Origin of the sequence: Methanobrevibacter sp. (assembly GCF_045603845.1) — an archaeon.
GTDB lineage: Archaea > Methanobacteriota > Methanobacteria > Methanobacteriales > Methanobacteriaceae > Methanocatella.
The window spans coordinates 1-26,050 of the sequence record NZ_JAZUMY010000003.1 but is presented as its reverse complement, the minus strand read 5'-3'; the positions used below and the strand labels follow the sequence as shown (position 1 = coordinate 26,050).

The window sequence follows — 26,050 nt, the reverse complement described above, 5'->3', positions numbered from 1 at the left end:
AGAAAATGTTAGATTCAATTAAGGATATTGTGAGAAAAAGCTCCATTCATGTCTGTATTGTAAATTGTGGTGGATGTAATGGATGTGACGTAGAATGTGTCGCATTGTTATCTCCAAGATATGATTTAGAGCAATATGGTATTTATGTTCACAATAATCCTCGTGAGGCTGATGTTCTATTGCTGACTGGTGCTGTTACAGAGCAATGGCGAGAAAATTTAAAAAGAGTTTATGATAAAGCTCCTGAACCAAAAATTGTGGTAGCTATTGGAAACTGCCCGCAATCAGGGGATGTATTTAATCAGGAGGGAGGTCATGTTTATGCTCCTGCGTCTGATTTTATTCCTGTTGATGCTGCAGTTTCAGGATGTCCTCCAAGGCCTAGTGAAATTTTGGAAGCTATTTTGGCAGTTGGTCCTCAAGCTATCGCTGATCGTGGGAGGGAAAAGAGATGATATTACCTATCGGACCTATTCATCCTGCTTTAAAGGAACCTATCCGACTTAAACTCCAGACAGAAGGAGAAAAGGTTGTGAAAGCAGAAATTGAATATGGTTATGTTCACAGAGGTATTGAAAAGATTATTGAAGGTCAAACTTGGCAGAGAGGTATTTATTTATCCGAAAGGGTTTGCGGTATATGTTCATATGAACACACTCAAACTTTTGCAGAAACTATTGAACAGATTTGTGGAGTTCAAGCTCCTCCAAGGGCACAATTTTTAAGAGTAATAACAAATGAACTGGATAGGATTCAAAGCCATTTCCTTGGAAATTCAACTTTCTTCAAATCTTTGGATCATGAAACATTATTCATGCATGTGTTGGAGTTAAGGGAATATGCAATGGATTCCATTGAACTGTTGACTGGTAATAGGGTTAATATGGGTTGGAATGTTGTTGGCGGAGTAAAAATGGATGCTGATGAGCGCCATTTCAAGCTTATTCTGGAAAATCTTGAGAAAATTGAAGAAGGTTTTGAAAGAACAAGAGAAATCTTTGCTGAAGGTCCCGCATTAGCTCTCCGTACTAAAGGTGTTGGAGTAATGACCAAGAAAGAGGCCATTAGAGGAAGAGCTGTTGGTCCTATTGGTCGTGGTTCCGGAATTAAATATGATTATCGTGAAGACCATTATACTTATAAGGATTATTTCGACTTTAAAACTATTTGGAGAAAAGAGGGGGATAATTATGCAAGAACTCTAAATAGGTTTGATGAAATACCTGAATCAATTAGTTTAATTAGACAGGCTATTGAAAACATTCCTAAAGGAGATATTCGTGTCCCTGTAGAACTCAAATCTGGTTATGCTCAATGGAGAAATGAAGCTCCCCGTGGTGAAGTAACTTATACGATTGAAACCAACGGTAATCTTATTAAACATATTTCAATCAGAACTCCAAGTATTCCTAATATGGATTCATGCGCTAAATATATGATTAGGGATGTTCCGTCTGTTGCTGATGCTGTTGCAACTTATGCATCATGCGACCCTTGTGTTGCATGTGCCGAAAGGGTTGCCATTACTGATGAGCATGGAAAGACTTCTTTAAAAAATTTCGGTGAGGTAATGTAGATGTCATCTTTGATGTGGTATATTTATGATTTTGCTCAAAAGGCTTGGGCCAATGCATTTACCGATGCAAAATCTTTGCCGGAACTTGCTGAAAAGCCGGACAGGTTTAGGAATTTCCCAAAAGTAAATAAGGAATATTGTATTGGTTGTGGTGCATGTACGGTTTCCTGTCCTTCACCTAATGCTATCAAAATTATTCGTGAAAAGGATGATGAAACGGGAGAAGGAATGACTTATCCGGTAATATATGAAGGAGCTTGTATTCGTTGCGGTTTCTGTGCAGAAGTATGTCCTACCGAACCGAAAACGTTGGAATGTGGTGAAAATCATCTGATTAAACCAGAATTCAATATTATTCCTTCAAAAAGACAGTACATTGTTGACGATTACTTATGCATTAAATGTAAGAAATGTATGAAAAAATGTCCGGTTAATGCAATATCTCTTGTTAATGATAAAATGCATGTGGATCAGTTAAATTGTATTGCCTGTGGAGAATGTGTCGACGTTTGTCCTGTTAATGGCGCAATGAAAGGAGTATTCGTCGAAAACTTACAGGATCAAAAGGATCTGATTCTTCTAACTGTAAATTATCTTGAAGATTATATTAACTCTAAGGAAGATGATTTAAGGGCGCTTCAAAAAGACAGTTTGCTTCAGTATGATGTTCCTTTAGATGATATTTGGGATGAGGCTCTTAAAATTATTCCTGATGATGAAGTCAGTTTTGAAATAATTTCAAATGCTGTCAACAGACTTAAAATTAGAATCATCGATTGGGATAAGGATAAATGTAAGAAATGTCAGCTATGTATTCCTGATTGTCCTACAAGTTGCATTTCATTTGATGAAGAAGAAGATACCATTGTTAGAGATAAAGATAGATGTTTAAGATGCAGTATATGTTACCAAACCTGTCCTTTCTCAGTAATCAAATATTTCATAGCAAAATTCTCTTTAGAAGAGGATAGGATTATACACACTACTGTGAAAGCATCTAATTTAAATGAGGAGATTTTAATGGAGTGAGTGTTATGATTGACAGTTATACTAAAACTCCAAGGCCGTTAAGACATGTTGATGTTGATTATTTGATTAATCAGACTAAATGTGAGAATTGTTCAGACAAACCCTGTCTTAATTCATGTCCTATTGATGCAATATATATGGATGAAGTTGATGGTCTTGTAAAAATAAAAAATACTTGCTTTGGTTGTGTTTTGTGTCGTAATGCATGTCCATTTGATGCAATTTCCCTTGATGTTCAAATGGATCCTCCTATCAAAGAGGAAGTTCCAAACATTAACATCAAATTGTGTAAGGCATGCGGTGCATGTGTTCAGGCATGTAAAAACGGATCAATACACATTATAAATGACGGTAACAATCCTCCGCACAGTGAAATTGATAAGGATACCTGTGTCCGTTGCGGATACTGTTTCAGGGTATGTCCTACAGATGCGATTAAATATGGTCAGCTGCTTCCTAAAACAGTCAAGGGAGGTAAAGCTATCGTTGTTAATCAGGATAAGTGTATTGGCTGTATGACATGTACCAGAGTATGTCCTTCAACTGGTGCAATAAATGTAGGAAGGACTAATAAGTTACCTTATATTAATCCGGGCTATTGTGCAAGATGTGAGGAATGTATGCATTCATGTCCGTCAACAGCTATCCGGTATGCATCCCGTAAAAAAGCTTATAAAATGTATAGTGAAATCAAATCATTCGATATTGTGTCCAGCATTGTTGATAATGATATGAAAAGATTATCTCTTGATTTGATAAGTTTAAACTCTGTTCTTAAAAGGGTTGCAACGTCAATGTCTTTAGAATTTGATGATCAGAATTTCGAAAATTTCATTGAATGTAAAGTAAATGACCAGATGGAAAAGGAACTGGGTATTGTTTTGGATTCACGTATAGAAGTAAATAAATTTGATAAACTCTTCGGTTCTTATCTGATGGATAGAAACATTGAAGTTTACACTAAGAAATGTGTTGCATGTGGTGAATGTTATAATGTTTGTCCTGTTGGCGCAATTGAACTCAATGGTCCAAATCCAATAACTATAAATGACAATTGTGTTTATTGTGGTAAGTGTGTTGAACAATGTCAGTTTGATGCAATTGGGGCTTATGACGATTATTATTATAGTAAGGACACTGACTTGTACTATGCAAGGTCTTATCTCTATAAACAAAGGGAAGGAGATTTATCCATATCAACTACCAAGTGTCAGGCATGTGCAATTTGTGTAAAGAACTGTCCAACTCAGGCTTTGGATCTGAAAGATGATCATGTTGAATTTATAGAAGACAATTGTATTTACTGCAGAACCTGTGAAGCGATTTGTCCTGTTGATTCAATAAGAATTATAAACTTTAGGTGAGCTGATGTTTGAAAAATCATTTATTACAGACTGTGAAGGTCCATTAACACTCAACGATAATGCATTTGAATTATGCGCACATTTCATTGAAAATGGTGATGAATTATTCAAAACTCTCAGTTTATATGATGATTATCTTGTTGATGTCGTTAAAAAAGAAGGTTATAAAGCAGGCAACACTTTAAAATTAATTTTGCCGTTTTTTGTTCTTGAAAACCTTAAAAATGATGATTTAATCAGCTTTTCACAAAATAATATTTGCTCTGTCAGAGACTCAAAATTCCTTTTAAAATACTTGAAGGAATCTATGAATACTTACATAGTCAGTACCAGTTATGGCCAATATATCGAAGCACTTTCCAATTATATGGAATTTCCATTTGAAAATACATATTTCACTGATGTTGATGTAGATGGTCTTCATCTGAATGATGAGGAATTGGCTAAAATAGCAGAATTCAAAAAACAGATTCTTGAAAGCCCCGAAGATTACGAACTGTTTGACAATATATTTTTCGTTGAAATTCCCAAAATGTCCATTTATGAAAAGATAAAACAGATAGATGTTGTTGGAGGTTTGGGCAAGAAACTGGCCATTGATGATATAATTGAAAAAGACAGTATTGATGTCAATCAGATTTTATATATCGGCGACAGCATAACTGATGTGGAACCTCTTCAGTTTGCCCGTGAAAATGATGGAATCTCAATATCATTCAACGGCAATGAATATCCATTGAAAGTTGCTGAAATAGCTATTGTATCACCAAGCGCCATAACAACGGCAGTCATTGCGGATATTTATTCAAACTATGATAAATCTAAAGTTTTAAAGTTCATTGAAGAATATAATTTACAAATAAATATTGAAGAATTATTTGAAAAATATTCTATTTGTCAGGATATTTGTGAAAAGTTCTTTGAAGTCTTTGATGATGAGAAATATCCAATTATCAAATTAATTGATGAAGAAAATTATGAGAAAATACTAAAAGAAAGTGTCAGTATGCGAAATAATATTCGTGGTGAAGACATAGGAGGATTAGGATAAAATGAGTTATGAAAAAGTTGAAGATACCTTTTTTGAAGCATTTGAAGGAAAATATGTAAGGGCTTTGATTACGGGACCAACTGAAAAGATAGTTAAAAGGGCAGCATATGACTCAACATCAACACCAAGTGCTGTAATAGGCAGGGTTGAAGGAGGAGTTGAAGGATTTTTAGATAAAAACGAAACTCCGGACGGCCGTTTTGGGGCTGTTGTCCAATACTGGTTAGGTGGTGATGATAAAGAAAAATTTGCATTCGAATTATCCTATCGTTTAAGACAAGATGTTTTGGTCAAGCCATTCACACGTATATTTGACTATTCTGACGGTGAAAGTGATGATTATATTGAAATGATGGATATTGTAGGTCATTGTGGTGACGGATGGGAATGGATTGTGGAAGAATACGGCCGCAAAATGATAAATGTTCCTATTGCTGTTCCTGATTTCCAGATTGAGGAAAAATTCAAAATTAATGATGGAATTATGGGAGGAAATTTCTGGTATCTATGCGAAACTCCTGAAGCAGTATTGACTGCGGGAGATGCAATCATCGATGCGATTATGGGTGTTGAAGGTGCAACCGCACCATTTGATGTTTGCTCAGCAGCATCAAAGCCGGAAACCAATTATCCGGAAATCGGACCGACTACAAATCACTATTATTGTCCTTCTTTAAAAGAACGTTTGGCAGAAGAGTCCAAGGTTCCGGAAAATGTTAATTATATTCCCGAAATTGTAGTCAACGCAACTGATGTTGATTCAATGTTTGAAGCTCTCAAAGCAGGTATTGATGCTGCTATTGATGTTGAAGGAGTAATTGGAATATCTGCAGGAAACTTTGAAGGCAAATTGGGAGATAAGATTTATAATTTATTGGATGTATTGAAATAGGGTTTTATTATGGAAATATTTGATGATGATTTAAATGCGGAAGTTATAGGCTTTGGAGCCCTTAATGTAGATAAGCTCTATTCTGTAGAAAATATTGCCGGAGCAGATGAAGAAAGTTTCATTAAAAGCAGTCAGGATACTCCAGGAGGCTCTGCAGCAAATACAATCATAGGATTATCAAGATTGGGCGTATCCACATCAATCATCGGCAAGATTGCTGAAGATGAGGATGGGGACTTGATTGAATATAACCTTGCGATGAATGAAGTTTTCTCAAATAACTTAATTTATGCTGATAAAGGAAGCACCGGCAAATGTTTGGGTTTTGTTGACTCCAATGGTGAAAGGTGCCTTTATGTTGATTCTGGAGTTAACGATGACATTGTTATTGAGGAAATCAATACTTTAAACATTATGCGATGTAAGATAATGCATTATACCTCTTTTGTCGGTGATTCATTCAAAACCCAAATAAAATTGCTTGATAATTTGAATAAGGACACCATTTTAAGTTTTGATCCTGGAATGTTATATGTCCAAAAGGGGCTGGATGAGATTAAACCTATTTTGGATAGATGTGACATTTTACTGATTAATGAATCAGAATTAAGATTATTATTTGATGATGAAGAATCTTCTTATGAACAGTTGGCCAATAAACTTCTTGATGGGGGTATTGGCACGGTTGTTGTTAAAAGAGGTTCTGAAGGCGTTTTCGCCTGCAATAATGATGAAAATTGTGAAGTTCAGGCATTTGAATGTAGTGTTGTTGACACTACCGGTGCCGGAGACAGTTTCAATAGCGGATTTTTATATGCTTTTCTGAATGATTTCACTTTAGAAAAGTCATGTGAAATTGGTAACTGGGTTGCCAGCAAAGCTATTGAAGGATTTGGGATGGAGAAATTTCCTTCCCTGGAAGAGTTGAAAGATTTTATAAATAATTAAAGATAAATTTATTTAATAAAATACATAGTTGGTAATAATATGAATGTATCGTTTATAAAGCAGATGAAAAACTTGGAACGTGAAGTTGTTTTGAAATCTGTTGAATTAGATGATGATGGTGATGATTTCCAATTCGAATTGGATGATTTTAAAGCAGAAGAAGAAATTATTGCTGTTGCGCCAAAATGTGTAAGGTGTAATACATGTGTTGGTACATGTCCGGTTAGTGCTATTGAACCAGCTAATATTTTTAGGATAGCTAAGATTACTGATAAGTGTGTTAAATGCGAAATATGTGTTCAGACTTGCCCTATTTCAGCAATTAAATTAATTAAAAATGTTGTTGTTTTTGATGGGGAAAGCGAGAACGATTTTGTAGAATACAGCTTAAATAATGTTAGATGTCCTCATAGAGTAGTTAGAATGAATAGTATTGATATAGATTACAGCGCAGAAAATAATTGGCAAGATTGTGCTGATTTATGTCCAACAAATGCATTCACGGTGGAATTTAAGGAGTTTTTTGATAAATTGGGCTTTGATGCGGGTATTGAATTGGATGAAGATACATTATATCCTTATATCAATGAAAAGTTATGTATTGGATGCGGTGCCTGTGTTGAAATTTCAAAAAATGAAAATGCTATTGCATTGGATAGAATAATGGGGCCTATAGTTCACAGCAGAAAGATTAACGTTAACCATGATTTATGCGTAAATTGCTATTTGTGTGAAGAAAATTGTCCTGTTGAAGCCATATGGTTGGAAGATGGCGAAGTGATATTGGATAATGATAAATGTATCCGTTGTGTGGAATGTACTAATCATTGTCCTGTTGGAGCATTACAACGAATAGAAATTGAATAGGAGGAATTGTTTTGAAAGCTAAAGAGTTAATGGATAAAGATTTTGCATATTTGAATTGCAATGATAGTGTTGTTGAAGTTTCCAAAGTTATGGAAGAAATCAGAAGATTTACTTGTCCTGTTGTAAATGAAAATACACAACTTGTTGGATGGATCACTTCTTTTGACATAACCAGAGGTTTAAGAGAAGGTAATGAAAAAATCAGTGAAATCATGAGTTCCTATGAAGAGATAACCACAATTCATGAGGATGCTCCTGCAAGGCTTGCAGTTATTTTAACAGCTAACAATAAATTTGTTACCGTACCTGTAATCAACGATGAAAATCAGGTCATTGGAATGATTCGTTCCTGTGATATTGTTGAATTGTTATCTGAGCTTTATGACATTAAAGTTTCAAAATTGTATGAGGCTATGCAACATCAGCTTAAGGGCGTAACCTGGGATGAATTAATGTCCGCTTCCGCTTTAGTATCTAAGAAAACTACGGGCAAAAAAATATCTCCTGAAGATTACGAAGCAAGCATCATGAATTCCACATTCGGTGAGGCCATATGGGCAACTGGCGGTTTGGAAAAATTCTTTGCTGGTTTAATTTCCGTTGGTGAATTGGTTATTGCTCGCAGAGTAGGCAAGGCAAGAAAATAAATAAATTGGTGGAATTGAAAACATTCATCAGTTTACTCATAAATTATATATGATGAGTGATATAATGATAATCGTTTTAGCAAAAGCAATTCCTAAAGATGAAAATGCGAAGATGAATTTCATCAGCGTTTCATCAGATTTAATTGAAAAATCCAAAGCAGAAGAAGGTAATATTGATTATAATTTATATGATGATGTTAATGCTGATTCATTAATGTTTGTTGAGAAATGGAAGTCCGTTGAGGATTTACAAAATCATATGCAAACTGAACATTTCATTAAATTTGGTCAGAACATTCAAAATTTAGTTGCTTGCGAACTTGAAATTGAAGTTTTCAGCTCCGACAAACTTGAATTTTAATTGATCTTGTAACTACATTTTATTTTTTTCTTATTATGCTACTGTAACACAATTGGCAGTGTGCCGCCCTCGTAAGGCGGAGGTTGCGGGTTCAAGTCCCGTCAGTAGCTTTTATTTTTATACTAAAATTTATTAATATGTAACTTTAATATCTAATAGGGGGCAAGAAAATGAAATTAGAAAATGCCATTATATTAATTCTAATTATTTTAATCGTTTTGGCCACAGGCTTTTATGTATTGATTTCATTCGGAAATCTTTCTATAACTCCTAGTGATGATAATTCCACTAATGTTACTGGCGATTCAAATTCCAGCTTGTCAGTGGATACATCTTCCAGTGATGTTAATACAGATTCCCAATCGTCTCAAGACAGTGGTTCTTCTAGTTCTTCTTCAAGTTCACAAAGTTCCGCTAGTTCTTATTCAGATTCTGGAGGATCCAGTTCTAGTGGTTCATCTTCAGAAAGTTTTTCACCGGGTCAATCACCCGGAACAGAAAGTAATGGGGATTTTGATTAATCTTCAACATTTTTTCTTTTTTTAATATGAACTTAAATTCGCATCGAAATTTGTTTTGTTTGCATTATATTTTTATAATTATTATCACAAATATTAACACATATAGGAAAATTGTTCGTACATTTTCTTTAATCTATTATGTGTGATATGATGAGTGAAGAAAATAGTAATATGTTATTGGGTGTTAGAGACAAGCCTCCTGCACTTAATTGGGTTTTGCTTGCTATTCAGCACGTATGTGCAATGTTTGGTGCTACAATTTTAGTTCCTATCGTTGTTAACACCACTGCTGGTGCGGATGTTTTATCTATCCCTGTAGCATTAGTTTCATCTGGTTTAGGTACTCTTATTTACCTAATTTGTACTCGTGGACGAAGTCCTGTATATCTTGGAAGTTCGTTTGCGTTTATTGCTCCTATGATTGCAGGTTATGCAATTGCAGGAAAAGCAAGTGTTTTTACAGCTTTAATGATTGTCGGTTTAGTTTATGTTATTATTTCTTTGATTATCAGGATTTCCGGCAAAGCATGGATTAATCGTCTATTGCCTCCAGTAATTGTTGGGCCTATGATTATGGTTATCGGGTTATCCCTTGCACCGACTGCTATCAGTGAGATTGGTCTGGATCTTGATATTATTCCATGGCAGAATCTAATTGTTGCTTTAATTGCATTTTTAACTACGGCATTTTTAGCAGTTCGAGGAAAAGGAATTTTAAGAGTCATTCCGTTCCTTGTAGGTATCATCGTAGGTTATATTGTTGCTGCTTTGCTCGGTATGGTTGATTTCACAAGCGTTATGGCAGCTCAAGTAATTGCCGTTCCTGAGTTCTATCTGCCGTTCATGCACTATGACTTAAACTTTGCAGCAATTTTGACTATCGTCCCTATTGCCCTTGTAACGATGGTTGAACATATCGGAGACCACAAGGTTCTAAGTGAAATCATCGGTCGTGATTTGATTGAAGATCCTGGTTTGGATAGAACTTTGCTCGGTGACGGTCTTGCAACATTTTTAGCTGCATTTTTAGGCGGTCCTGCTAACACAACTTATGGTGAAAATACCTCTGTTGTTGGTATGACTCGTGTTGCATCAGTTTATGTAATTGGTCTTGCAGCTATCATCGCAATTGTATTTGCATTTTCAGGCCATCTGACTGCTTTGTTAACAGCTATTCCAGCACCTGTTTTAGGTGGTATTTCTGTTTTGCTTTATGGTTTTATCTGTGTAAACGGTTTGAAAATATTAATCCACAATCAAGTTGATTTCAATAATACTAAAAATGTTGTTGTGGCAGCTACAATGCTTGTTTTAGGATTAGGTGGTGCAACTTTATCCGTTGCATCTGGTGATTTGTCAATAGCTATTTCAGGTATGTCTCTTGCAGCAATCGTAGGTATTATCCTTAACTTATGTATTCCGGAGGAAAAACATGAATGAGATTGTATTGAATCATCCTTTGATAACTCATAAACTTGCTATTTTAAGAGATATAAATACTGGTACTAAAGAGTTTCGTGAACTCGTAACCGAAATTTCAATTCTGCTTTGTTATGAGGCTATGAAGGATGCCAAGCTTGAAGAGGTAACCATTGAAACTCCTCTTGAAAAGATGGAGACTGGAAAGCTGAATGAGGACAAGTATGCTGTTGTGCCTATTTTGAGAGCAGGGATGGGTATGGTTGAAGGAATCATTACTGTCGTTCCTAATGCTAAAGTGGGCCATATTGGTCTTTATCGTGATGAAGAAACTTTGGAACCTGTTGAATATTACTACAAGATGCCTGACGGCATTGCAGAAAGGGAAGTTTTAATAATCGATCCCATGCTTGCAACAGGCGGAAGCGCTTCTGCAACAATCGATCGTCTTAAGCAGGATGGAGTCACTAAAATCAAACTGCTATGTCTTGTTGCTGCTCCAACAGGTATTAAAACCATTGAAGAAAATCACCCTGATGTCCAGATTTACTGCGCCGTTGTGGATCGTGAATTGAATGACCACGCATACATCATGCCGGGTCTTGGAGATGCTGGTGACAGAGTTTATGGAACTAAATAATCTTATTTAGTTCTCTTTTTTCTTTTAATTGATGTATATTAATAAATTTAATTTATTTATTTTCATATTAATCTATAATTAAATTGATTTTAAATAGTATTTAATTGAAGTTTTAATAATAACTATTAATTTAATTAATTATATTTTCATTTAAAATACTATTAAATTTTCACTCATTTTTGCTTTGTTGAAAAACAGCCTATTGTTTTTGCTTTAAAATACTAACATATTTATTATATTTAAAATAAATATTATCATATCTCGTTTATTGGAGGATTATTATGAATAAGAGTGATTTGGAAAGAAATTATTATATGCTCAAAGGACCACTTGCAAAAAAAGGTTATGACTGGTGGTGGCATTCCTTAACCGCATATAATAAGGAAACCGGTGAAGCAAAACCATTCTTCATTGAATATTTTGTATGTAACCCTGCATTAGCTGAGGATGAACCTACTTTAGGTCAAGATCCTGAAAATCAAAGATTAGGCAAAAGGCCGTCATATTGTATGACAAAAGTTGGAACATGGGGTAAAAATCCAAAGCAGATACATAATTTTTACTCAATGAAGGATTTCCAATGCCCAGACAATGAATTAAACATTCGTGTTGGGGACTGTTCTCTAACTGAAACCCATATGTCAGGGTCATGTACCGTAACAGAAGAAGAAGCCAAAAATCACCCTGAATATATGAGTGATGCCGGAGACATGAGATGGGATTTGGACATCGATAAACAGATTACTTTCAATGTTGGTTATGGTGCAAGTAAAATTTTCAGAAAATTGAACTCTTTTGAAATGTTCTGGCATGCTGAAGGAATCAAAACTCAATACAGCGGAACAATCTGGCTGGATGGTGTTGAATATGAAGTAATTCCTGAAAAATCCTACGGATATGCTGATAAAAACTGGGGAGGTGACTTTACCTCACCATGGTTATGGATTTCTTCATGTAATTTAACCAGTCTTATAACGGGTGAAAAATTAAACAACTCTGCATTTGAAGCTGGTGGTGGAAGACCAAAAGCATTCGGAATAGCAATCCCTCGTAAACTGTTAATAGGTTTTTATTATGAAGGTACAATGTATGAATACAACTTTGCAAGATTCTGGAATCTGGTAAAAATTGATTTCGACTTTGAAGAAGGAGAAGATGTTCATACCTGGCATATAAACGCATCAAACAAAAATTCACGCATGGAATTGGTATTGTACTGTAAACGTGAAGAAATGATGCTATTCAATTATGAAGCTCCTAACGGAAAAAAACTCCACAACAGACTATGGAACGGAGGAAACGGTTGGGGAGAAATTAAACTCTACAAAAAAGATGGTACATTAATTGACCATGTAAAAATGGAAAATGCAGGATGTGAATACGGGGAGTATGATAAAGAATGATTTTCACAGATATCATTGTATTAATCGTCGTATACATTTATGTAATTGCAATATTTATCATTGCGGAAAAGGTTTTAAAATCCAGACCTGAATTTTCACGTAAATTCCTCCATATCATGGTAGGAAATATGATTTTTGCAATGCCGTTCTTTTCAAACCCGTGGGTTATGATTATTGGACTGACATTGCCTGCTTCAATAGGAACATTCCTGTTAACCGAATACTCTCCAATTAAAATAGAAAACACAATGACTGAATCAGGGCATGCTCTTGGATTGTTTTTCTATTCCGCAATCTGGACAGTACTGTTAATAATCTTCGGTAATTACATATGGATTGTTGCATTAGCTATCGTTCCTTTAGTGTATGGTGACGGATTTGCAGCATTAATAGGTATTAAATTCGGTAAAGTGAAATTTTCCATTTTCGGAAGTACAAAATCTCTTGAAGGATCACTGTCCATGTTTGTTGTAACAACGGTTATGAGCGTATTTGTATGGATGGTTTTCACATCAATCGGTTATGCAATGCCTGAATTTAATTTAGTGGCTATTTTATCCATTTCTGCTGTTGCAACCATTTGTGAAGCTCTAAGTTATGGTGGAATTGACAATTTAACAGTTCCTGCTGTGACTTCAATTTTATATTATTTGGTAACTATTTTATAGTTGCCCTCATTTTACTTTTCATTTTTTGCATTTTAATCAATGATTTTTGCACCTTGACAACACCTATAATCACGCCTTTATATATGGTTTCACTTACTAATATTATCGATTAGTGAGTTGATGTAAATGGATTTAAGGCAAAAAATCGAGAAAAAAGTTGACGCAAAAATCAAATTCGAAGAAAATTTATATAAATATCTGATTGTAAATTCTATTATAGCAATTATCAGTTTTGTATTCCTAAAAAGCTATGGATTATTAATGGCCGTAATGCTTTTCTGGGGAATCGGTGTTTTAAGTGACTTTTTTAAAGCATATTCCTTTGAAGACATTGTGGGCCATGATTACAGGGAAAGAAAAATCCAAGAGGAAATTTCAAGATTAGGTGATTAAATGAGTGATATAAGAGAAAGAGCTGAAAGAAGAGTTGATCAAAAAATCAAATTCTATCGCAATTTTTACAGTTATATTATAGTCAACGCTATATTGGCAGTAATTAACTATTTATTCACACCGGAATACTGGTGGGTTTTGTTTGTAGTATTCTTTTGGGGAATCGGTGTTCTTTTTGACTTTTTAAAAGCTTTTGTCTTATTTGAAAAATTTGACAGTGAAGAATACCGTGAACAAAAAATTAATGAGGAAATGGAGAAAATGAGGAAATAGGTCATGAAAGTAGATTTGTTTTTTTCAAGAGATATAAAAGAGCCTTATGCTGAAATTCATACAAATGAGTTGTCAGATAACATTCAAAAAGCGATTAATCTTTTAGAGGATGAGTCTGCCAATTCAATGATTGCAGTTAAGAAAGGAAAGGATATAACTTTTCTGAAATTTGATGAAATATATATGTTCAGAGTTGAGGACAAACAGGTTAAGGTTTATACTGAAAATGATAATTTTCAGGTTAAAAAAGCCCTCTATCAGATAGAAGAGATGCTGGATTCATCTTTTATCAGAATATCAAAATCCACTATCATCAATTTGGATAAAATCGATCGTGTAGCTCCCTCACTGAAAGGGATGATGTTTATAATGTTGAAAAATGGTCTAAAGGATAATATTTCAAGAAAATATTTGCCTGAATTTAAAAAATCATTGGATTTGTAGGTGATATGATGAAGATTACTGATTTAATTGAAAGGATTGCATTGGGTGCTTTTATTGGATGTTTTATTGTTTCTCTTGTTGAGGTTTTAATTGCTTTTCAGTCAGGTCCTCAAAACGTGTTCTTTTCAGGATATGATATAATCAATGCATTTTTCGGATCTATTCTTATAGGTTGGGGATTCTCTTTAAGCGGATATATTTATGAGAACAATTGGCCTTTGCCTTTTCAGGTTCTGTTTCAGATGGCCATAGGCTTTACAGTTTTGTTTAGTGTGGCAATATATCTTGGCTGGCTGCCTTTAGATATTGGCTATGGTGTTATCATTCAATGGGGTTTAGTGGCTGTTGCTTTTGCAGCAATATTCTGGATTGCTTTTTATATCTATTATTATTTGGAAGCCCGTGAAATCAACAAAAAACTAGAATAACAAGAGAATATAGGGGAATTAAACCCCAAATCTCTTCAATATATACAAATGGGTGAGTAATATGAATTATTAAATTCATTGTGAATTTAATAACTATAGTTATTATTCACGTTATTAACTATTGTTATATTTATTATTTAAATATTATGATTGATATCCGCATTCGCTACATGTTTTTGTCTGGAAGTGAATGACTCCTCCACACTCAGGGCACATCCATCTGTCCCTGTCCTGTGCCATCATTTTGCCGATGCCTGTTGTTTTGATTCTCTTGGCACTATCCAAAGTATTCAGGCCGTATCTTTTGACATATTTTTTGGAATGCTTTTTCATCAATGGGCACGGAAACTCGCTGCAGCGGCCACAGTAACTGAAGTTCTTGGTATTAAAACATGTCTTAATCTTACATTTTAAACTGGCCTTATTTTTTCCATCATTACCGATTAAACATCCCACACAGGGATTCTGGTATCTTTCACAGCTTATGCAGTTAACTCCGCATGGAGCAAGCAGTTTTGAATCAATAGTATCTGGCATTTTCATATCTCTACCCCCACTACGAAAACATTATATTAATTTAAAAATATATATCTTTTCATAGAATCGGTTGTTTGATTTAAATGTCGTTAATAGTTCATCCTGAAGTAAAGAAATTAAAAGAAAAATTATCTCAGCTAATTTTCGAATATGATAATTTGGTTAATCATATTTGTCCTGAAATTGAAAGACTTTATGTTTTGGAATTTGGAAGATATGAGCATAAACTCTATAAGATAGAGCTGGAAATAGATAAGTTAAAACGTAAAATTCAGCTGATTCGGATTGAAATAAATCATGAAAATGAGATAAATGTGAATAAAATTGATGATATCATTAAAAAAGAGTTTGAGGAGTATGAAAAACAGATTCAAGCACAGATTGATGAAATAAAATTCCTTGAAGAAAATGATGTTGAAAAATTATCTCCTGAAGATTCAAAAAAATTCAAGAAACTTTATCACATGCTTATTAAAAGATTACATCCGGATTTACATCCAAATCAAACCTTTTTAGAATTAAATCTGTTTTATAGGGCAGTATACTGTTTTGAAAATGGTGATTTAAAAGGACTGGAATCTGTGGCCGCAATACTTCCTGATGAAGAATTTGAAGAGCTTTCTGAAATTGACCATTTGGAAAATCTGGTAAATGAATATGAAGAAAAGATTGAAAAGGTTAAAAAAGACTATCCGTATAATAAAAAGGGATTATTGGATAATGGTGCCGGCGAAGAATACAAAATCATGCTTCTGGAGTTAATTTCAGATAGAAAGGAAACTGTCAAACAACTTGAAGAAAAAATTAATGGATTGATTGAAAATGGCTAATATTCAAAAACTCGATTCAGAACTTTCGGATTTTGTCGGTTTTATTCAGAAAGGAGGAAAAATCAAACCTTTTGTAAAGGACATTAAGTTGATCACATTAAATGTTGCGGGTCTTGAATATGTGGAAAATATTAATGATCTCTTTCCAAAAATTAAAATTGGAGATAAATTGGAGTTATTTAGAGAAGCCAGTAATGAATATGACCATCATGCTATTTTAGTTAAGTACAATGGCGAAAAGATAGGTTATGTTCCCCGCAATGAGAATAATGTTCTATCCGGCCTTATGGATGGAGGTAAACTGATTTATGGTATTGTTGAGGATATTGGTGAAGATGAAGTATATAAAGGATATCCTTTCAGATTCATTAATTTCAGCATATATTTAAAAGAGGAATTATGATGGAATATGATTTAAATCAGATTTTTCCAGATGATGACAATCTGCTTAAAAGAAAAATTCCAAAAGATGATGAATTTCAGCAGTGCCTGGAAGAGGTTAGGCAATTGGAAAGAAAAAGGCAATGGGATTCATCTAAAAAACTATTTGAAGATTTTTTAGAAAAACATCCTCTTGATTTAGATAATGAATATGAATATCATTATTTTTCAAAACCCATTGAACAAACTATCTTTTTTGAACTGTTTGAGCCTGAAAAAGAAGTAATAATTCTTAAGGATAATTTCTATGATATTTTCATGGGATATGTATCTATTCTAAGGATATTTGACGAATATTCCAAAGCAAAATCCTATTTAAAGCTGGCTCATGATTTAAATCCTGTCCGCACCAGCCCATTGTTTGTGCTGGCTCAAATCTATGACAATGAGTATGAAGGTAAACTTGTTGAAAAAACACTTAAGGATGCATTGGCCGTAGCACAGGATACCTATGATTTGTTTGAAACTTATGGGAGATTGGCAGACTATTATGAAGTTATTCATGAAGATGAAATTTCCCAATTGTTAAGGCAGTTGCGAAAAAAGAGATCTTTTGAAGGCTTTGACAAGGCATATGTTGAAAACTTGTTCAATAGGTATGGCATCCAATTAGGCTTTAATCCAAAAATTATTGATATTTACCATAGAAATTCAGTATCTGCACATTTTAATGGTTCTGATGAGTATGGAGCATATTATGATTACTGGGAATTGGCCGAAATTAATCTGTTTTTTGAAGATGAATGAAAACATTAACTTTATATGTACTTAAAACAAATAGTTTATCACTGTTAAAATTTTAGCAGTTTGCTTTTTTTGGGATAAGTTCCCATGGATGTGGCTTTTTATAGCTGAACAAAAAAAAGGTGAAATTTATGTATAAATATATTAGAGACGCTTGGAAAAACCCAGATGAGTCCTACGTACGTGAACTCATGTGGCAAAGAGCTCCAAAATGGAGACGTCAAAAAGTAGTACAAAGAATCGACAGACCTACTAGATTAGACAGAGCTAGAAGCTTAGGTTACAGAGCTAAAAAAGGTTTCGTTATAGTAAGAACCAGAGTAAGACGTGGTGGAAGAAGGAAATCACGTTTCAAAGGCGGTCGTAAACCTAAAAGAATGGGTGTAAACAAAATCACTCAAGCTAAATCAATTCAAAGAATTGCAGAAGAAAGAGTAGGCAAAAAATACCCTAACTTAGAAGTATTAAACTCCTACTGGGTATGGTCTGACGGAAAATACAAATACTACGAAGTTATCTTAGTAGATCCACAAAGTCCTTCTATCATTAACGATAAAAAAATCAATTGGATTTGCTCCAAAAAACACACTAACAGAGCTTTAAGAGGCTTAACTAGTGCTGGTAACAAAGGACGTGGAATAAAATCTAAAGGAAAAGGTAGTGAACAAGCAAGAAGAAGAGATTTATAATCTCTCTTTTTTACTACTCTTTTTTTGATTTTCATGATTCACAACATTAAATTTAGGGTCTTTGTTTATGAAAACGAAGACATTGATGAACTGTCACAAGCTATTTTGAATATTTTGCCTGAAGCTGAAATCGAAGCCGAAGAAGCTGAAGGCCTTACTGAAGACAGAATTATTATATTATCAGGTATCGTTTCTAAGAAAAGATACACCAAAGCTTTTTTTAACTTACTTTTGGAATCCTGTGATTTGGATAAATTAAATGATGATTTGGAGCGCAAAATGGATGAAAAAGGTAACTGGTTTTTAAGATTTGATAAATCAGACGCCATTGATGAGAAAATGACAGTCATTGATTCAGGCGATTCAATCCATTTGAAAATTAAGATTGCCGCATATCCTGCCAAAAAGGAAATTGCAGTTAATAAAGTTCGTGAAGCTATTTTGAACTGATCAGTATGGATTTTAAGGAAGTAATTGCTTATTTTGAAGAAATTTCGGACGATGAAGTTGTCAATTCCAATAAGAGATTTGCAATCGGATGTGAAAATTCCTATGGCATCAGACTTCCAGTAATAAGAAAATTGGCTAAGGAAATCGGAAAAGACCATGATTTGGCTTGTGAACTGTGGGATCATCCTTACCATGAATCCCATTTGCTTGCAACAATGATTGAGGAAAAGGAAAAGGTTACTTTCGGTCAATTGAATGAATGGGTTAATTCCTTCTATTCATGGGATATAGTTGACCAGGCATGCATCAATCTGCTTGTTGACTTGCCTGAAGCCCGAGAAAATATTTTCGTCTGGTGTGATTCTGATAGGGAATTTGTAAAACGGACAGCTTTCAGTTTGATTGCAGTTATTGCAGTCCATGACAAGAAGACTAGTGCTGAAGATTTTGATAAGTTTTTCCCATTAATTAAGAATGCTTCTTTTGATAACAGGAATTTTGTCAAAAAGTCAGTTAATTGGGCTTTAAGACAAATTGGAAAAAGAGATATTGATTGCAACAAAAAAGCATTGGATGTCGCTTATGAAATCTCTAAAAATGATGATAAGACATGCCGATGGATTTCCTCAAATGCAATCAGGGAACTTGAAAGCGAGAAAGTTCAAAAGAAATTGTCTTAGTCTATTTTTTTAATGAATTTTGCGGGAACGCCACCAACGACTGTCATTTCTTCAACATCTTTTGTTACAATAGCACCTGCTGCAACTATTGCGCCGTAACCTATTGTTACACCAGGCAGTATTGTTGCATTGGATCCAATCCAAACCTTATCTTCTATTTTTATCGGTGAAGGGCAGAGGTTTCCTCTTTTTTCAGGATTTTCTTCATGGTTCAGTGTTGCCAGAACCACATTATGGCCAATCAATACATCATCTCCGATGTAGATTCCTCCCTGGTCCTGGAATTTGCAGTCTGAGTTAATGAAAACGTTTTTTCCAAGATGAATGTTTTTTCCAAAATCAGTGTAAAATGGTGGAAAAACTCTGAATTCATCGTCAACTTCTTTTCCAATCAGTTCAGAAAATAGTTCTCTGATTTCATCAAACTCGTGGTATTTATAGTTCAGTTCACAGGTTATCTTTTGGGCTTCCCTTGAGTAATAGTTGCATGCCTCTGCAGCGTCCAATTCCATTTCCAGTGTCTTTCCATTGTTGAATATTTCCAACAGTTCTTCAAGTTCTAACATAGTTAATTATTTCTTAATTAAGCATAATAACTTTTGGTACAATTATTAATATCAAATTCTTAAAAATTTAGGCATGCCTAAAAATTTATATATCATTAATAACTATTTAAATATATACCATTAAATTAAATGGAGAATTAATCATGAATTTAGAAGGCGTAGAAAAAACAATGCTTTTGACATTATATGCCAAGGCAAAACATTCTCAAAATAAAAACCACAGGTTTTATGACTCAAAAGCGATAGAAGTAATCTCTAAAGTTGATTATGATTTTAGCATAGCCGAAAAGGACAAGCTCATGCAAATGGGAACAATAGCAAGAACAATAGTTCTGGACAAAATGGTCACAGACTATATTAACGTCCATCCTGACTGTACAATAGTCAATATCGCATCAGGAATGGACACCAGATTCAACAGACTTGACAATGGCAAAATAAATTGGTATAATGTTGATTTGGAGAATTCAGCTAGCTACAGGCTGAAATATATAGAAGACACAGACAGGGTAACTACACTTGCTTACTCAGCAATGGACTCAGCATGGGCGGGCGAAATTGAAAAAAGAAAAGACGTGCTCTTCATTGTCGAATGACTGACAATGTATCTCAAAGAAAATGATGTTAAAGACATCATTGACATAATAAATAATAATTTTGAAAGGTGCACTGTGTTTATGGAAATTATGCCTCCCGTTTCCGTTGAAAACACAAAGGAGGAATCAATAGAAGACACCAATACAAAATTCATATGGGGAGTTGAAAAAGGCCATGAACTGACAAGTCTGAATGGCAACTTCAAATGGATAAAGGATGTTAACCTCTTTGATGGGGTGAACGTTTATAAGCCATACTACAGGCTGTTTACATGGCTTCCTCCTTTAAGAAAGAGAATGGATTATATTGCCGTTCTTGAAAAATAAATGGTATTTTTAATCATCTTTTTTTTATTAAAAGAACATTTATATGGGACCAATGAATGGATGTCCAGAAAAATATAACAATAAATAAACCTCAATAGTTAATTGGTGATTATATGAAAAGACAAAATTATTCCCTAATAATCATTTTCATAGCCTTAATAATCTGTTTGGGAGTGTTCTGGTTTCAGTTCAACAATGATGTAGCTACTTTCATTGTCATTAACCAAACGGAAGTTCCAGAAAACGGATCATTTTCAGGAATGTTAATGGATTCCTATGGAAATGGTGTCCCAAACAAAACAATTACTTTTCACAAACCGGGTTATGAATTAGGAACACTTGTTGATGTCATAACCAATGATGAAGGCGGATTTGTTATAGAAAATGTTCAATATCTGCCCGATGCAGGTAGCGATAACTATTATGGTGATTTTACTTTTGCAGGTGATGATAAATACCAAGGTTGTATATATGAAGGAAAAATCACCATAATCCCTAATTAGTCATGAAAATAATTATTTTATTCATTTTTACTGTTATTTATAGGACAAAAATTTTACATTGATTTAAAAATAAATAATATATAATATTATGCAAATATATTAAATATATTAATGCATTTTTTCATTTATGATAAAAAATAATGGTTGTACAATAATGTTGATGAATGAACAAACAAAACTAACTAAAAACCATTACAAGATTTTTGGTTTGAGTTGGGCAGGATGGGTTTTTGATTTCTATGACTTGGTGTTATTTACGTTTCTGATATCACAGCTCCAATCCAGCCTGAACATCAATGCTGAAATGCTATCATTATGTTTGGGATTATCATTATTCGCCACAGGTCTGGGAGGAATAATTTTTGGAGCATTGGGAGATAAGTATGGTCGTAAAAGGGTATTGCAATGGACAATAATTATCTATTCAATAGGAACATTGCTATGCGCTTTCTCATGGTCTTTCTATTCACTTCTGATATTCAGATTCATCACAGGTTTGGGTGTCGGTGGAGAATGGGCAACAGGCCAGACATATATTAATGAAACATTCCCTGATAAATTAAGAGCTAAATTCGGAGCATTCATGCAGTCCGGAGCACCTGTGGGGGTAATTATTGCTTCAATCGTTGGAGGATTAATAACGCCTGTCATCGGGTGGAGAGCAACATTTCTGCTTTCAATAATTCCTGCGATTATGGTTATTTTCGTGAGAAGATACCTTAATGAATCTGATGTATGGCTTGAAAACAGGGATAAATATGTCAACAAAAACATTTTCCAGGAATTCAAGCTGTTGCTTACAAAAGAACACAGGAAAATATTTCTTATCTCATTAATATTATGCATATTCGGTATGTCTGCATATTGGTTTACATACTCATGGCTTCCAACCTATCTTGAAAATGAAAGGGGATTGGCATTAGTTGGAACCACATTAGGAATAGTATTGATTCAGTGCGGAGACTTTGCAGGTTACACCAGCTTCGGTTTCGTAGCTGAAAAACTAGGTAGACGTCCGGCTTTCACGATATACAGTTTCATCATGGCCATAAGCATATCCATGATAACTATTTGCTGGAACCAGATAGATGCAATTCCTGATTTAATATTGGTTTTCATGTTTTTAACAGGATTTGGAACAGGATTTTTCGGGGGATTCGGATCACTATTTTCAGAACTGTTCCCTACAAAAATCAGAAACACTGCAGTTGGAACTGTATTCAACCTTGCCCGTGGAGCACAATTCGTAACTCCTGTAATCATAACTCTTGTTGCAACATACTTTGATTTGAGTTATGGAATAGCTATCGCAGCAATATTTGCTCTGCTTGTGGGTATTTGGATTTGGACATTCCCGGAAACCAAAGGAACAGTCATAAATGAATTGGATTAAAACATAATGGGTGATAATAATGATTAATGATGAGGAAAAAGCAAAAATCAAAAAAGAAATAGTAGACAAAATAAATTCCGTTTTAGAGAAAAACAATGAATCATTCAGATTGGACCAGGTAAATGTCCTCAATAAAAATGAAACGGTTAAATTCATGGGAAATTACAGAGTTTACGACAGAAAGAATTACAACGCCGTTTCAGGTGAGATTAATACTTTCTTAAAGAAATATGGAAAAGTGGACATAAAATCTAAAAAAATAAGGGACAGCGGAATGAAATTTACAACAGTAAGCTTCAATTTCGAACTATAAATGTTTTATAAAGCTATAATTATTATTAATAGTTTATGAATATGCAGGTTTTTAATAAATAATGGGGGTTCTATTTAATGAAGATTGCGTATTTTAATTATGATGAAGAAAAGCTTTTTGAAATCAAGGTGGATAAACTTGAATCAATAGAGGATGAATACCTCATAAAAGATGTTCCCAAAATGGATGATGAAACGATAAAGTTTCTAGAAAATATGGGTGAAGAAATTTACGTCTTATTGCCATACAATGATGGTGAAGATTTCTACCTTAAATACTTTAATCATTCAAACTATTTTAAGGCTGGGGACAACAACTTCAAAATAGGTTCAATGATATCCCACACAATCGGACGTCAGGATGAGGAAAACAATTTCGTGAAGATGTTCCGGGAATTATATGAGACTGGCGAAAAAAAGACTGGAATACTTAAGTACATGAATGATGATGGAAAATTAATCAAATATCTTCACTTCCGATACTTTATGATGGGAAATTCAATTGTTTCGATTCATGAAGACAGAACCGAAGTCAAAATGTACAGGGACAGCACATTGAATGATGAGAATTTGGGTGTTGCTATTGTTCAGAACAACAGATTTGTTGAATTGAATGAAAATTATGCAAGATATGTTGGCAAAACAAGAGATCAAATGTTAGGATCCAAATATTCTCTTAAAGGCATGCCTTCAGAAAACAGGGAAACTGTTAAAAGACAAATTGAACTCATTTCACAACAGAAAATAGTTTCATATAAGGTTCCTCTTGTAGCATATAATAATGATGGAAGCATAAGATTTTTCCTAAATGCTGAAGGGTCATACATCAACTATGACAATATGCCTGCAGTGCTGATAAAAATCAGAGATTTGACACAGCAGGAAAAAGATAAAAACCGAATAGAAAACGACAATGATTCAAAGACTCAGCTGAAATATACCTTTAAAAGTTTGGCTGACCATTCAAAAACAGTCATATCCTACGGAATATATCCGGATAATTTCTTTGTTTCCGACAATTTCTATGATGTCATTGAAGATGAAATCAGGTCATATCCTTTTAACCCTGCAACAATAAAGGATTTCCTGCTAGGTGAAGATATGGAGCTATATGATTCAATTATGGACACGCTTTCTCCGTCAAATCCGGAAGTGGAATTCACAACCAGTATAATGACTCTGAAACTTAACATTAAGTATATCAGACATCACATTAAACGCATCTATGATTCCGAAGGAAATCCTCAAAGTTATGTTTCATCACACCAGGACATTACAGAAGAGGCATCATATACCAATGAACTGAAAAAACAGATATATAAAAAGAACGAAATCATCAAGAACAAGGATATTGATATTAAGGAAGCTCACCATAACATAAAAAACAACTTAAACATTCTACTGTCACTTATACGTATGGAAGAGCATAAACATATCCCTATGGAAGACATTATTGAGGATACTAAATCACATCTCAAATCAATCAGTGTGATGCATGAGAAACTTTATCAGTCAAAAACTTTAGTTGACATAGAATTAAAAGGATATATCGATTCTATTGTCGAATCTCTGTTTAATATTTACTCATCTGAAATACAGTACATTTCAAAGGTAGATGATATAAGCTTAAATGCCAAGCAGGCAGGATCTCTTGGTCTGATAATTAATGAACTGATAAACAACACTGTAAAGTACGCATTTCCAGATGATAATCCTGGAAAAGTGGAAATAAAAATCGGACGGCTTGACAATAAAATCGAAGTGGAATACCGTGACAGTGGTGTTGGAATCCCGGACAGCGTCGACTTTGACAATCCGACCAGCCTAGGTTTGATAGTTATCCAAAATCTCACAAAACAGATTGACGGTGAGATAAAATATTCCTATGACAATGGAACATGTATAAATTTAGTATTTACTGAAAGTGAATCATTTTAGCTTCAATCCTTATGTGGATTGGACTATTTCAATTTTTTTGATAAATTTGGATAATAACAGAATAAACGTTCTAAACTTCCTATTATTGAAAAAAAGAACAATAATATTATAATATAGTTCTAACATAACTTTAAGTAATATGTAATAAATTATATGCTGCATATTTACTCAGATATTATGAAAATAATAGGGGGATTTATTCTGAAATTTAATAAGCAAAGTTTATTAATCGCATTAATTCTTTTAATTTCATGTCTTGCAATCAGTACAGTAAGTGCTGCAGATACTAATGATGTTGATATTACTATAGCTACATCAGATATTGAATTAGAAAGTATTAATGAAGCAAATGTATTATCAGATAATGCAAATCATATAGAATTGGGTGTAAGTACTAATAGCACTAATGATGAAAACAAAAATGCACCCGACAGTGAAGGAATTTATACAAATAATGGAGATAATAATTTAAACAATACGAAAGTTACTCCAATAATTAATGTTGATGATGTCATTATTAAAAACGGAGAAAGCATAATTATACCATTTAATGTAACTGACAATGAAGGAAATCTTATTCCTGGGGGGGCGATTGTATCTCTCAACTGGATGAATAATACTGTAAGTCAATATGTTGAAATTGAAAATGGTAAAGGTCTTGCTAATTTCAGTGTTGATTTACTAATCGGAAAAGTTAGTGACAGCAACAACACCTTTTTATCAGATTTAATTAAAGATATTTTAAAGTTATTGAATTTGAACAGTACCTCTGAAAGCACTCCTGATCCAATAAACATCAGTGAAGATTCTGATTTTGATATTTTTAACTTATTCAACATAACAATGCCGGATTACTCAAATATAATTAACAATCTAAATATAACTTTACCAAACATAACAATGCCGGATTACTCAAATATAATTAATGATTTAAATATAACTTTCCCAGATTTCTCAAACTTAATTAATAATTTAAACATTACTTTGCCTGATATTGCTGAGTTTATTGATGGTTTGAATATTACTTTGCCTAATGTTACAGATTTGATTAATAATCTAAATATTACTTTGCCTGATATTGCTGAGTTTATTGATGGTTTGAATATTACTTTACCGAATA

34 protein-coding genes and 1 tRNA gene are annotated in these 26,050 nt (G+C 33.9%); 33 read left to right on the top strand and 2 right to left on the bottom strand.

Annotated elements, in window-relative coordinates:
• The first annotated feature begins 5 nt into the window (after nucleotides 1–5).
• The 20 genes from ACKI2W_RS00280 to ACKI2W_RS00185 all read left to right on the top strand — a co-directional run bounded on the left by ACKI2W_RS00280 (nucleotide 6) and on the right by ACKI2W_RS00185 (nucleotide 14,924).
• Nucleotides 6–455 carry an NADH-quinone oxidoreductase subunit B family protein gene (locus ACKI2W_RS00280; protein WP_407378403.1) on the top strand — a complete coding sequence of 150 codons (450 nt, stop codon included), beginning with the start codon at nucleotides 6–8 and terminating at the stop codon, nucleotides 453–455.
• Complete coding sequence (locus tag ACKI2W_RS00275; protein WP_407378401.1) at nucleotides 452–1,576, top strand: nickel-dependent hydrogenase large subunit; 1,125 nt, start codon at nucleotides 452–454, stop codon at nucleotides 1,574–1,576. The genes ACKI2W_RS00280 and ACKI2W_RS00275 overlap by 4 nt, the downstream gene beginning before the upstream one ends.
• A complete protein-coding gene (locus tag ACKI2W_RS00270; RefSeq protein ID WP_407378399.1) occupies nucleotides 1,577–2,605 on the top strand; it encodes a 4Fe-4S binding protein in 1,029 nt (342 codons plus the stop codon).
• Complete coding sequence (locus ACKI2W_RS00265) at nucleotides 2,602–3,969, top strand: 4Fe-4S binding protein (protein WP_407378397.1); 1,368 nt, start codon at nucleotides 2,602–2,604, stop codon at nucleotides 3,967–3,969. The genes ACKI2W_RS00270 and ACKI2W_RS00265 overlap by 4 nt, the downstream gene beginning before the upstream one ends.
• Nucleotides 3,970–3,973: 4 nt before the next feature.
• Complete coding sequence (locus ACKI2W_RS00260; protein WP_407378395.1) at nucleotides 3,974–5,020, top strand: hypothetical protein; 1,047 nt, start codon at nucleotides 3,974–3,976, stop codon at nucleotides 5,018–5,020.
• Nucleotide 5,021: 1 nt separating this feature from the next.
• Nucleotides 5,022–5,912 (top strand): formylmethanofuran--tetrahydromethanopterin N-formyltransferase, encoded by an 891-nt coding sequence (locus ACKI2W_RS00255; protein ID WP_407378393.1) that lies wholly within the window; start codon nucleotides 5,022–5,024, stop codon nucleotides 5,910–5,912.
• Nucleotides 5,913–5,921: 9 nt separating this feature from the next.
• The gene (locus tag ACKI2W_RS00250; protein WP_407378391.1) at nucleotides 5,922–6,860 is read left to right on the top strand and encodes a carbohydrate kinase family protein; all 939 of its coding nucleotides are present in this window, start codon (nucleotides 5,922–5,924) and stop codon (nucleotides 6,858–6,860) included.
• A 39-nt stretch (nucleotides 6,861–6,899) separates the two neighbouring features.
• Complete coding sequence (locus tag ACKI2W_RS00245) at nucleotides 6,900–7,727, top strand: 4Fe-4S binding protein (RefSeq protein WP_407378389.1); 828 nt, start codon at nucleotides 6,900–6,902, stop codon at nucleotides 7,725–7,727.
• 11 nt (nucleotides 7,728–7,738) lie between these two features.
• Complete coding sequence (locus ACKI2W_RS00240) at nucleotides 7,739–8,374, top strand: HPP family protein (protein WP_407378388.1); 636 nt, start codon at nucleotides 7,739–7,741, stop codon at nucleotides 8,372–8,374.
• Between the two features lie 52 nt (nucleotides 8,375–8,426).
• Nucleotides 8,427–8,735, top strand: coding sequence for a putative quinol monooxygenase (locus ACKI2W_RS00235; protein WP_407378386.1), 309 nt, complete (start codon nucleotides 8,427–8,429; stop codon nucleotides 8,733–8,735).
• Between the two features lie 37 nt (nucleotides 8,736–8,772).
• Nucleotides 8,773–8,845 (top strand) — tRNA-Thr (locus ACKI2W_RS00230).
• Between the two features lie 60 nt (nucleotides 8,846–8,905).
• Nucleotides 8,906–9,256: a hypothetical protein gene (locus ACKI2W_RS00225; RefSeq protein ID WP_407378384.1), complete on the top strand. Its 351-nt coding sequence runs from the start codon at nucleotides 8,906–8,908 to the stop codon at nucleotides 9,254–9,256.
• 150 nt (nucleotides 9,257–9,406) lie between these two features.
• On the top strand, nucleotides 9,407–10,696 hold the full coding sequence (locus tag ACKI2W_RS00220) for a uracil-xanthine permease family protein (RefSeq protein WP_407378382.1): 1,290 nt from the start codon (nucleotides 9,407–9,409) through the stop codon (nucleotides 10,694–10,696).
• Nucleotides 10,689–11,315, top strand: a complete 627-nt coding sequence (upp, locus tag ACKI2W_RS00215; protein ID WP_407378380.1) for a uracil phosphoribosyltransferase — start codon at nucleotides 10,689–10,691, stop codon at nucleotides 11,313–11,315. Before ACKI2W_RS00220 ends, upp begins: the two co-directional genes overlap by 8 nt.
• A 281-nt stretch (nucleotides 11,316–11,596) precedes the next feature.
• Nucleotides 11,597–12,718, top strand: coding sequence for a tocopherol cyclase family protein (locus tag ACKI2W_RS00210; RefSeq protein WP_407378379.1), 1,122 nt, complete (start codon nucleotides 11,597–11,599; stop codon nucleotides 12,716–12,718).
• Nucleotides 12,715–13,386, top strand: coding sequence for a diacylglycerol/polyprenol kinase family protein (locus tag ACKI2W_RS00205; protein WP_407378377.1), 672 nt, complete (start codon nucleotides 12,715–12,717; stop codon nucleotides 13,384–13,386). Before ACKI2W_RS00210 ends, ACKI2W_RS00205 begins: the two co-directional genes overlap by 4 nt.
• 126 nt (nucleotides 13,387–13,512) lie before the next feature.
• Nucleotides 13,513–13,779, top strand: a complete 267-nt coding sequence (locus tag ACKI2W_RS00200) for a 2TM domain-containing protein (protein WP_407378375.1) — start codon at nucleotides 13,513–13,515, stop codon at nucleotides 13,777–13,779.
• On the top strand, nucleotides 13,780–14,052 hold the full coding sequence (locus ACKI2W_RS00195; RefSeq protein WP_407378373.1) for a 2TM domain-containing protein: 273 nt from the start codon (nucleotides 13,780–13,782) through the stop codon (nucleotides 14,050–14,052).
• A gap of 3 nt (nucleotides 14,053–14,055) precedes the next feature.
• Nucleotides 14,056–14,496, top strand: a complete 441-nt coding sequence (locus ACKI2W_RS00190; RefSeq protein ID WP_407378371.1) for a LytTR family DNA-binding domain-containing protein — start codon at nucleotides 14,056–14,058, stop codon at nucleotides 14,494–14,496.
• 8 nt (nucleotides 14,497–14,504) lie between these two features.
• A complete protein-coding gene (locus tag ACKI2W_RS00185; protein ID WP_407378369.1) occupies nucleotides 14,505–14,924 on the top strand; it encodes a DUF3021 domain-containing protein in 420 nt (139 codons plus the stop codon).
• Nucleotides 14,925–15,068: 144 nt separating this feature from the next.
• On the opposite strand, the gene ACKI2W_RS00180 is transcribed toward ACKI2W_RS00185, so the two are convergent.
• Nucleotides 15,069–15,467 carry a DUF3795 domain-containing protein gene (locus tag ACKI2W_RS00180; protein ID WP_407378367.1) on the bottom strand — a complete coding sequence of 133 codons (399 nt, stop codon included), beginning with the start codon at nucleotides 15,465–15,467 and terminating at the stop codon, nucleotides 15,069–15,071.
• Between the two features lie 77 nt (nucleotides 15,468–15,544).
• On the opposite strand from ACKI2W_RS00180, the gene ACKI2W_RS00175 reads away from it, so the two are divergent.
• From ACKI2W_RS00175 to ACKI2W_RS00150, 6 genes are all read left to right on the top strand, one after another.
• Nucleotides 15,545–16,291, top strand: a complete 747-nt coding sequence (locus tag ACKI2W_RS00175; RefSeq protein WP_407378365.1) for a hypothetical protein — start codon at nucleotides 15,545–15,547, stop codon at nucleotides 16,289–16,291.
• Nucleotides 16,284–16,694: an HIRAN domain-containing protein gene (locus ACKI2W_RS00170; protein WP_407378364.1), complete on the top strand. Its 411-nt coding sequence runs from the start codon at nucleotides 16,284–16,286 to the stop codon at nucleotides 16,692–16,694. The genes ACKI2W_RS00175 and ACKI2W_RS00170 overlap by 8 nt, the downstream gene beginning before the upstream one ends.
• Nucleotides 16,694–17,479, top strand: coding sequence for a hypothetical protein (locus ACKI2W_RS00165; protein WP_407378362.1), 786 nt, complete (start codon nucleotides 16,694–16,696; stop codon nucleotides 17,477–17,479). Before ACKI2W_RS00170 ends, ACKI2W_RS00165 begins: the two co-directional genes overlap by 1 nt.
• Before the next feature lie 128 nt (nucleotides 17,480–17,607).
• Nucleotides 17,608–18,165: a 50S ribosomal protein L15e gene (locus ACKI2W_RS00160; RefSeq protein WP_407378360.1), complete on the top strand. Its 558-nt coding sequence runs from the start codon at nucleotides 17,608–17,610 to the stop codon at nucleotides 18,163–18,165.
• Between the two features lie 33 nt (nucleotides 18,166–18,198).
• Nucleotides 18,199–18,615: an RNA-binding protein gene (locus ACKI2W_RS00155; RefSeq protein WP_407378427.1), complete on the top strand. Its 417-nt coding sequence runs from the start codon at nucleotides 18,199–18,201 to the stop codon at nucleotides 18,613–18,615.
• A 5-nt stretch (nucleotides 18,616–18,620) separates the two neighbouring features.
• Nucleotides 18,621–19,295, top strand: a complete 675-nt coding sequence (locus ACKI2W_RS00150; RefSeq protein WP_407378358.1) for a DNA alkylation repair protein — start codon at nucleotides 18,621–18,623, stop codon at nucleotides 19,293–19,295.
• On the opposite strand, the gene ACKI2W_RS00145 is transcribed toward ACKI2W_RS00150, so the two are convergent.
• Entirely contained in the window at nucleotides 19,292–19,861 is a 570-nt protein-coding gene (locus tag ACKI2W_RS00145; RefSeq protein WP_407378356.1) for a DapH/DapD/GlmU-related protein, read from the bottom strand. The genes ACKI2W_RS00150 and ACKI2W_RS00145 overlap by 4 nt on opposite strands.
• A gap of 143 nt (nucleotides 19,862–20,004) precedes the next feature.
• Between ACKI2W_RS00145 and ACKI2W_RS00140 the strand changes: the two genes are divergently transcribed.
• The 7 genes from ACKI2W_RS00140 to ACKI2W_RS00110 form a co-directional block, all read left to right on the top strand.
• Complete coding sequence (locus ACKI2W_RS00140) at nucleotides 20,005–20,457, top strand: class I SAM-dependent methyltransferase (RefSeq protein ID WP_407378354.1); 453 nt, start codon at nucleotides 20,005–20,007, stop codon at nucleotides 20,455–20,457.
• Nucleotides 20,458–20,538: 81 nt separating this feature from the next.
• The gene (locus ACKI2W_RS00135; protein ID WP_407378352.1) at nucleotides 20,539–20,784 is read left to right on the top strand and encodes a hypothetical protein; all 246 of its coding nucleotides are present in this window, start codon (nucleotides 20,539–20,541) and stop codon (nucleotides 20,782–20,784) included.
• Between the two features lie 113 nt (nucleotides 20,785–20,897).
• Nucleotides 20,898–21,287 (top strand): hypothetical protein, encoded by a 390-nt coding sequence (locus ACKI2W_RS00130; protein ID WP_407378351.1) that lies wholly within the window; start codon nucleotides 20,898–20,900, stop codon nucleotides 21,285–21,287.
• A gap of 127 nt (nucleotides 21,288–21,414) precedes the next feature.
• Complete coding sequence (locus tag ACKI2W_RS00125; protein ID WP_407378350.1) at nucleotides 21,415–22,680, top strand: MFS transporter; 1,266 nt, start codon at nucleotides 21,415–21,417, stop codon at nucleotides 22,678–22,680.
• 19 nt (nucleotides 22,681–22,699) lie between these two features.
• Entirely contained in the window at nucleotides 22,700–22,993 is a 294-nt protein-coding gene (locus ACKI2W_RS00120) for a hypothetical protein (RefSeq protein ID WP_407378349.1), read from the top strand.
• A gap of 77 nt (nucleotides 22,994–23,070) precedes the next feature.
• Nucleotides 23,071–24,930 carry a PAS domain S-box protein gene (locus ACKI2W_RS00115; protein WP_407378347.1) on the top strand — a complete coding sequence of 620 codons (1,860 nt, stop codon included), beginning with the start codon at nucleotides 23,071–23,073 and terminating at the stop codon, nucleotides 24,928–24,930.
• A 177-nt stretch (nucleotides 24,931–25,107) separates the two neighbouring features.
• The coding region (locus ACKI2W_RS00110) for a hypothetical protein (protein ID WP_407378345.1) at nucleotides 25,108–26,050 on the top strand (943 nt) is incomplete at its 3' end.

Excerpts from the sequence above, each read along its gene's own strand:
- ACKI2W_RS00280 (WP_407378403.1), top strand. The coding sequence starts at position 6 with ATGTTAGATTCAATTAAGGATATTGTGAGAAAAAGCTCCATTCATGTC.
- ACKI2W_RS00275 (WP_407378401.1), top strand. The coding sequence starts at position 452 with ATGATATTACCTATCGGACCTATTCATCCTGCTTTAAAGGAACCTATC.
- ACKI2W_RS00270 (WP_407378399.1), top strand. The coding sequence starts at position 1,577 with ATGTCATCTTTGATGTGGTATATTTATGATTTTGCTCAAAAGGCTTGG.
- ACKI2W_RS00260 (WP_407378395.1), top strand. The coding sequence starts at position 3,974 with ATGTTTGAAAAATCATTTATTACAGACTGTGAAGGTCCATTAACACTC.
- ACKI2W_RS00255 (WP_407378393.1), top strand. The coding sequence starts at position 5,022 with ATGAGTTATGAAAAAGTTGAAGATACCTTTTTTGAAGCATTTGAAGGA.
- ACKI2W_RS00250 (WP_407378391.1), top strand. The coding sequence starts at position 5,922 with ATGGAAATATTTGATGATGATTTAAATGCGGAAGTTATAGGCTTTGGA.
- ACKI2W_RS00245 (WP_407378389.1), top strand. The coding sequence starts at position 6,900 with ATGAATGTATCGTTTATAAAGCAGATGAAAAACTTGGAACGTGAAGTT.
- ACKI2W_RS00235 (WP_407378386.1), top strand. The coding sequence starts at position 8,427 with ATGAGTGATATAATGATAATCGTTTTAGCAAAAGCAATTCCTAAAGAT.
- ACKI2W_RS00225 (WP_407378384.1), top strand. The coding sequence starts at position 8,906 with ATGAAATTAGAAAATGCCATTATATTAATTCTAATTATTTTAATCGTT.
- ACKI2W_RS00220 (WP_407378382.1), top strand. The coding sequence starts at position 9,407 with ATGAGTGAAGAAAATAGTAATATGTTATTGGGTGTTAGAGACAAGCCT.
- upp (WP_407378380.1), top strand. The coding sequence starts at position 10,689 with ATGAATGAGATTGTATTGAATCATCCTTTGATAACTCATAAACTTGCT.
- ACKI2W_RS00210 (WP_407378379.1), top strand. The coding sequence starts at position 11,597 with ATGAATAAGAGTGATTTGGAAAGAAATTATTATATGCTCAAAGGACCA.
- ACKI2W_RS00205 (WP_407378377.1), top strand. The coding sequence starts at position 12,715 with ATGATTTTCACAGATATCATTGTATTAATCGTCGTATACATTTATGTA.
- ACKI2W_RS00200 (WP_407378375.1), top strand. The coding sequence starts at position 13,513 with ATGGATTTAAGGCAAAAAATCGAGAAAAAAGTTGACGCAAAAATCAAA.
- ACKI2W_RS00195 (WP_407378373.1), top strand. The coding sequence starts at position 13,780 with ATGAGTGATATAAGAGAAAGAGCTGAAAGAAGAGTTGATCAAAAAATC.
- ACKI2W_RS00190 (WP_407378371.1), top strand. The coding sequence starts at position 14,056 with ATGAAAGTAGATTTGTTTTTTTCAAGAGATATAAAAGAGCCTTATGCT.
- ACKI2W_RS00185 (WP_407378369.1), top strand. The coding sequence starts at position 14,505 with ATGAAGATTACTGATTTAATTGAAAGGATTGCATTGGGTGCTTTTATT.
- ACKI2W_RS00180 (WP_407378367.1), bottom strand. The coding sequence starts at position 15,467 with ATGAAAATGCCAGATACTATTGATTCAAAACTGCTTGCTCCATGCGGA.
- ACKI2W_RS00175 (WP_407378365.1), top strand. The coding sequence starts at position 15,545 with ATGTCGTTAATAGTTCATCCTGAAGTAAAGAAATTAAAAGAAAAATTA.
- ACKI2W_RS00170 (WP_407378364.1), top strand. The coding sequence starts at position 16,284 with ATGGCTAATATTCAAAAACTCGATTCAGAACTTTCGGATTTTGTCGGT.
- ACKI2W_RS00165 (WP_407378362.1), top strand. The coding sequence starts at position 16,694 with ATGGAATATGATTTAAATCAGATTTTTCCAGATGATGACAATCTGCTT.
- ACKI2W_RS00160 (WP_407378360.1), top strand. The coding sequence starts at position 17,608 with ATGTATAAATATATTAGAGACGCTTGGAAAAACCCAGATGAGTCCTAC.
- ACKI2W_RS00155 (WP_407378427.1), top strand. The coding sequence starts at position 18,199 with ATGATTCACAACATTAAATTTAGGGTCTTTGTTTATGAAAACGAAGAC.
- ACKI2W_RS00150 (WP_407378358.1), top strand. The coding sequence starts at position 18,621 with ATGGATTTTAAGGAAGTAATTGCTTATTTTGAAGAAATTTCGGACGAT.
- ACKI2W_RS00145 (WP_407378356.1), bottom strand. The coding sequence starts at position 19,861 with ATGTTAGAACTTGAAGAACTGTTGGAAATATTCAACAATGGAAAGACA.
- ACKI2W_RS00140 (WP_407378354.1), top strand. The coding sequence starts at position 20,005 with ATGAATTTAGAAGGCGTAGAAAAAACAATGCTTTTGACATTATATGCC.
- ACKI2W_RS00135 (WP_407378352.1), top strand. The coding sequence starts at position 20,539 with ATGGAAATTATGCCTCCCGTTTCCGTTGAAAACACAAAGGAGGAATCA.
- ACKI2W_RS00130 (WP_407378351.1), top strand. The coding sequence starts at position 20,898 with ATGAAAAGACAAAATTATTCCCTAATAATCATTTTCATAGCCTTAATA.
- ACKI2W_RS00125 (WP_407378350.1), top strand. The coding sequence starts at position 21,415 with ATGATAAAAAATAATGGTTGTACAATAATGTTGATGAATGAACAAACA.
- ACKI2W_RS00120 (WP_407378349.1), top strand. The coding sequence starts at position 22,700 with ATGATTAATGATGAGGAAAAAGCAAAAATCAAAAAAGAAATAGTAGAC.
- ACKI2W_RS00115 (WP_407378347.1), top strand. The coding sequence starts at position 23,071 with ATGAAGATTGCGTATTTTAATTATGATGAAGAAAAGCTTTTTGAAATC.